7 protein-coding genes are annotated in these 4,757 nt (G+C 68.5%); all 7 read left to right on the forward strand.

Annotated features, from left to right (window positions below):
* Positions 1-190, forward strand: a 190-nt coding sequence (locus tag VF536_RS06295) for a hypothetical protein (RefSeq protein ID WP_331613961.1), incomplete at its 5' end; no start/stop codon positions are given.
* A gap of 17 nt (positions 191-207) precedes the next feature.
* Positions 208-816: a hypothetical protein gene (locus tag VF536_RS06300; protein WP_331613962.1), complete on the forward strand. Its 609-nt coding sequence runs from the start codon at positions 208-210 to the stop codon at positions 814-816.
* 10 nt (positions 817-826) lie between these two features.
* Positions 827-1,381, forward strand: coding sequence for a hypothetical protein (locus tag VF536_RS06305; protein ID WP_331613963.1), 555 nt, complete (start codon positions 827-829; stop codon positions 1,379-1,381).
* Between the two features lie 8 nt (positions 1,382-1,389).
* Complete coding sequence (locus VF536_RS06310; RefSeq protein ID WP_331613964.1) at positions 1,390-3,300, forward strand: ParB/RepB/Spo0J family partition protein; 1,911 nt, start codon at positions 1,390-1,392, stop codon at positions 3,298-3,300.
* Complete coding sequence (locus tag VF536_RS06315; protein ID WP_331613965.1) at positions 3,297-3,944, forward strand: hypothetical protein; 648 nt, start codon at positions 3,297-3,299, stop codon at positions 3,942-3,944. Before VF536_RS06310 ends, VF536_RS06315 begins: the two co-directional genes overlap by 4 nt.
* A 26-nt stretch (positions 3,945-3,970) precedes the next feature.
* Complete coding sequence (locus VF536_RS06320) at positions 3,971-4,111, forward strand: hypothetical protein (protein WP_331613966.1); 141 nt, start codon at positions 3,971-3,973, stop codon at positions 4,109-4,111.
* 49 nt (positions 4,112-4,160) lie between these two features.
* Complete coding sequence (locus VF536_RS06325) at positions 4,161-4,592, forward strand: DUF1566 domain-containing protein (protein ID WP_331613967.1); 432 nt, start codon at positions 4,161-4,163, stop codon at positions 4,590-4,592.
* The last annotated feature ends 165 nt before the right edge of the window (positions 4,593-4,757 follow it).

Raw genomic sequence — 4,757 nt, forward strand, 5'->3', positions numbered from 1 at the left:
GTCGGAGCTGCTGCGCGCCAACCTGCTGTACCAGCGCGTGCGCGCGACGGTGAACCGCCGCACCCACGCCGCCCCGCCGACCGTGCACACGTCTGCACAACCGCCGGCGCCCCGAGTTCCCGTCCCCCACCACCCGCCCACTTTCGACGCCAAGCGTGCCGCCGCCGGCGAGCGCCCCGACGACGAATGACCTTCCGGAGCAACCACATGGCCCTGCCAACGATTCCCCACGTGCTGCCCAACAGCCTGGCGCACCGCGTCGCGGCGCACATGCTGCGCAACAGCGACACCGTCCTCAACGTCGCCGAGATCTCGGAGAAGTACGAGGTGCCCATCGGCGATGTCGAGAGCCAGCTGAGCCACGCCACACGCCACCAGGTGCTGAAGTTGGCGTACCGAATGATCAAGGGCGTCGCCAACATCGCGGAATACAGCGCGGGCCCCGAGCTCATCGCCTTGGCAGGCCAGAGGAAGGCCGCCACCTGGCCGGGGCATCCTCGCCCCACGTCCAAGGTCGCCACTGAAGGCAAAGGCGTGCGCACACGCACTCCCCGCCTGCCGGCGATCGACGTATCGACGCTGGTCGTGGAGACCGGCGTCGGCTTCGCGCAGCCCAACCGCAAAGGCCAATCGCGGTGGGACGAGGTCTTCGATCTGCTGACCGAGCCGGACATGAGCACGTCGATGGCCAAGGGCTACAAGAGCGCGCTCAAGAAGGCCGCGGCCATCTACGAGCAGAGCCACCCTGGCCGCAAGTTCAGCGTCGGCATGTGCCCGAAGAACGGCGAGAACTGCCGCCTTCTGCGCCGCAGCTGAGGAGACGACCATGACCCATCGTCGTCGCCGCAACCCGCGCCATCGCAGCTACAAGCGCATGGACAACGCGCTGGCCTACATCGACACGGTCATCGCCCGCACGGGGCTGCTGACGGCGCGTCAGCGCCTGGACCACCTCGCACCATTCAACTCGGCGATGTCGCTGCTGCGCACTGGCGCGGGAACCGCCGAGGCGGTCGCCAACCTGGTCGACGGGCTCAACATCGCCGCCGAGCTGTGCAAGCTGCGGATCTGCAATGACCGCCGCGGCGACATTGCCGCCGGTCTGCAGGCGCTCATTGCGCTGAGCGCGCGCGCCCAGTCGACGGGCACCTGGTGCCTCCTGACCAGCGAGATCGAGCCGCTGGAGGAAGCGGTGTTCATCCACGCCGTGCAAGTCGATCACTGCTCCAGCGGCGAATTCCAGTCCGCCATCGCGGCCGTCATCGCCATGACGCGTCAGGCCCTCGCGGGCCATGCCGCGCCCGGCGTGGCCGTCGTCGATCCGCTCACCCAGGGCGCCAACGCGTCCGAAGCCGCGGCCCTGCTCGCCGCATCCACCTGAGGTCACCCATGTCCATCGAGAGACTCAACGAACTGATGCCGCCCGGCCCGACGCCGCGCTACTACCCGCCCTCGCTCTTCCGCGCGAGCCCGACGCAGCCGCGCCGCCGCGTCAAGCCCGCCAAGGTGGAGGAGATGCGCGCCAGCATCGAGCAAGCCGGCCAGCAGCAGGCCATCCTCGCGCGCCCGAACCCGGAGCACACCGAAGGCGACGGCCAGCCGCCGCTTGAGATCGTCTTCGGCCACCAGCGCTGGGAGGCGATCGGCGGCCTGGAGTCGGGTCCGGGCGTGCTGGCCAACGTGCGCGAGCTCACCGATCAGCAGGTCAAGCAGATCCAGATGATCGAGAACATGGATCGGGAGGACCTGCACCCGTACGACGAGGCCGCCGGCCTGCAGCGCCTGCTGCGCTCGGAGCAGAACGCGGACGGGTTCGCGAGCGTCGACGAGCTCGCCGCCTGGCTGCGCAAGTCCCGTCGCTGGGTCTACCAGCGCCTGTCGCTGACGCGGCTGTGCGAGAAGGCGCGCGACGCGTTCCTCGATGACAAGATCAACGCGAGCGTCGCGGCGTTGCTCGCGCGCATGGAGGATCAGGAGCAGCAACTCGAAGCCACGGAGAAGATCCTGGCCGGGTGGGGCGGCGATCCGTACTCGTTCCGCGCGGCGGCCAAGCTGCTGCAGGACGAGTTCATGCTCAACCTGAGCAATGCGCCGTTCGACATCCAGGCGACGTTCGAGATCGCCGGCCCTTGCGGCCAATGCCCGAAGCGCAGCGGTGCCAACCCTGACCTGTTCGCCGAGATCTCCTCCGGCGACATGTGCCAGGACCGCGGGTGCTTCGGTGCGAAGGCGCGCGAGACCATCGAGCGCAAGCTCGCATCGGCGGAGGCGGCGGGGCACCAGGTCATGCGCGGCAGTGAAGCCCTGCGGCTCATGCCCAACTACTCGGCCCCGCCCAACGGCTACTACCTGCTCGCCGAGACCTGCCCGAAGCTGACCGACAGCAAGAAGCCGCTGTCGGAGATCTTCGGCGCCAAGGCTCGCGGCGCGGTCACGCTGCTGCACCCGAACAGCGAGACGGTCATCACGATCGTCCCGGAAGCGGACGTGCGCAAGGTGCTGAAGGCCAAGGGGCTGCTCCGCCAGGAGACGCAAGCGCCGACGGACGTGGCGCCCAAGAGCTCCGTCGGTACTCAGGGAAACCAGGGCACGAAGGCCAGGCCTCGCACCCAGCACGAGCTCACCCATGCGACGCGCTCCCTGACCGCGGAGAAGTTCTCCCTCGCCGCGGGCACGATGTTCCGCGATCACCTGCGCCAACTCGACGCGATGCCGATCGAGCTCGCCCGCATCGTTGCATTCCAGCGCGTCAACGAGCTCAACGAGCCCGCCATGCAGCTGGTGTTTGCGCTGCAGGGCTGGCCGTTCGACCAGGAGTACGACGAAGAGGATCAGCTCGCGACCAAGCTCGATGAACTGGTGGCGGCCGGGAGCAGCGGCACGCTCGGCGAGCTGCTCGTCCATGCCGCGTTCGCGGAGAACCTGGCGACCTACTGGTCCGTGGAGAACCTCTTCGACGAAGAGGATGACACCTGCTACGCGGCGAACGAGATCGCTGCGCTGTTCGGCCTGAAGGACCAGCTGAAGCCGCTGTACGACCAGTTTGCCGCCGAGGCGGCGATCGAAGTCGAGGCGGAAGAAGACAAGCGCCTCGGCCGCATCAAGCCGAAGGACGCGACCGACGCGTTCGTCGAGGCGCACGCCCCAGCCAGCGGAAAGACTGCGGCGAAGAAATCGTCGGTGAAGTACCGCAAGCAGGACACGGGCGAGACCTGGTCGGGGCGCGGCCTGCAGCCTGCATGGCTCAAGGCGGCAATTTCCGCCGGCGACCGCCTCGAGGACTTCGAGGTGACGGCATGAACGCCCTGACCTACCCGGTGGTGCAGGAGCGCCTGTGCGCCTTCATCCTGGCGCTCAAGGACGTCGGCGCGGCACCCGGCGATGTCCGTCGCGCGCTGCAGCAGGCGCTCAAGGGCGAGCCGGACTACCTCGCCCACGCGGTGACCGACATGCTCTACGTCGGCGTCGAGCAGCTGATCGCGGAGTGCGTGCCTGGCGGCAGCAACTGCGACCCGCAGCAGGTCGCGGACTCGCTGCGCGAGTGGGTGCACCAGCAGGAGATCGTCAGCGGCGCTTCGGCGCTCACCGCCGCCGAGATCCTGGCCGAGCGGTTGCGACAGATCGGCGTCGAGGGTTGGACGCCGGAGCACGACGACGAGCACGCCTTAGGCGAGCTTGCGGTCGCAGCCGCTGCGTATGCCGACCCAAGAGCTCGGCCTCGCACGGCCAGCGGCGCGTGCTACGTCCCGATGGTTTGGCCGCGCTCGTGGGATCTCGCGTGGTGGCGCCCTCAGGATCAGCGCCGCAACCTGGTGAAAGCCGGCGCGCTGATCCTCGCCGAGATCGACCGCCTGGACCGGGCGGCAACACGCGCTCACAGCGGCTCGACGACCGATCCGCCCGCGCCCGGCACGGGCGCATACGACGGCCCCTTCGCCGACTGATCTGACCTCACCTCTGGAGCACCACCGTGACCACCGCTCTCTCCATCCTTGCCGTCGGCCTGGCCCTGTGCATCGGCCTCTTCGGCATTCACTCGTCGGTCCGCGACGTCTGCCTGCAGCTCAAGAAGCTGCGCGAGTCGCTGCCGACCGTCTCGCCCGAGGACTGATCCAGTCCGCCATTCCGTTCATTCGATCACCACCGAAAGGCCACACGCCATGACCCTCGATCAACACACCGTCAGCCCTATCCAGTTCTGCGACATCCCCCAGTTCCTGCCGCCGATCGGCAGCGAGTTCGGCGGCGGCATCTTCGCCGGCATCACGACCACGAAGGCCGGCACCTACAGCGCCGTCGTCCTGCTGCCGGGCGAGGCACAGCTGGACTGGGAGGACGCGAAGGCGTGGGCCGCCGCACGGGGCGGCGAGGTGCCGACGCGCCCGGTCGCCGCGCTGCTCTACACGACGCTCAAGCACGAGTTCCAGCCCCGGTGGTACTGGACCAGCGACGAGCTGAGCAACGACACCGGCGACGCGGACGACGCCTCCTACGCCTGGTACTGCGGCTTCAGCTACGGCGACCAGGACCTCACCCGCAAGAGCTATGAGGGTTGCGTCCGCGCCGTCCGCTTGATTCCCCTCATCGCTTGATTCCTTCAGTCCTTCCAACCCGCTATCGAAAGGCCACCTCACCATGACCACCGCGCACACGTCTGCACAGACGATCGCCTTCGCCAGCCTGCCCGCCGTCGGCAGCGAGATCGCCGACGGCCTCTTCGCCGGCGTCATCACGACCAAGGACGGCACGCACGCGGC

The sequence above is a fragment of the Roseateles sp. genome, assembly GCF_036486225.1.
Classification (GTDB): Bacteria; Pseudomonadota; Gammaproteobacteria; order Burkholderiales; family Burkholderiaceae_C; genus Roseateles.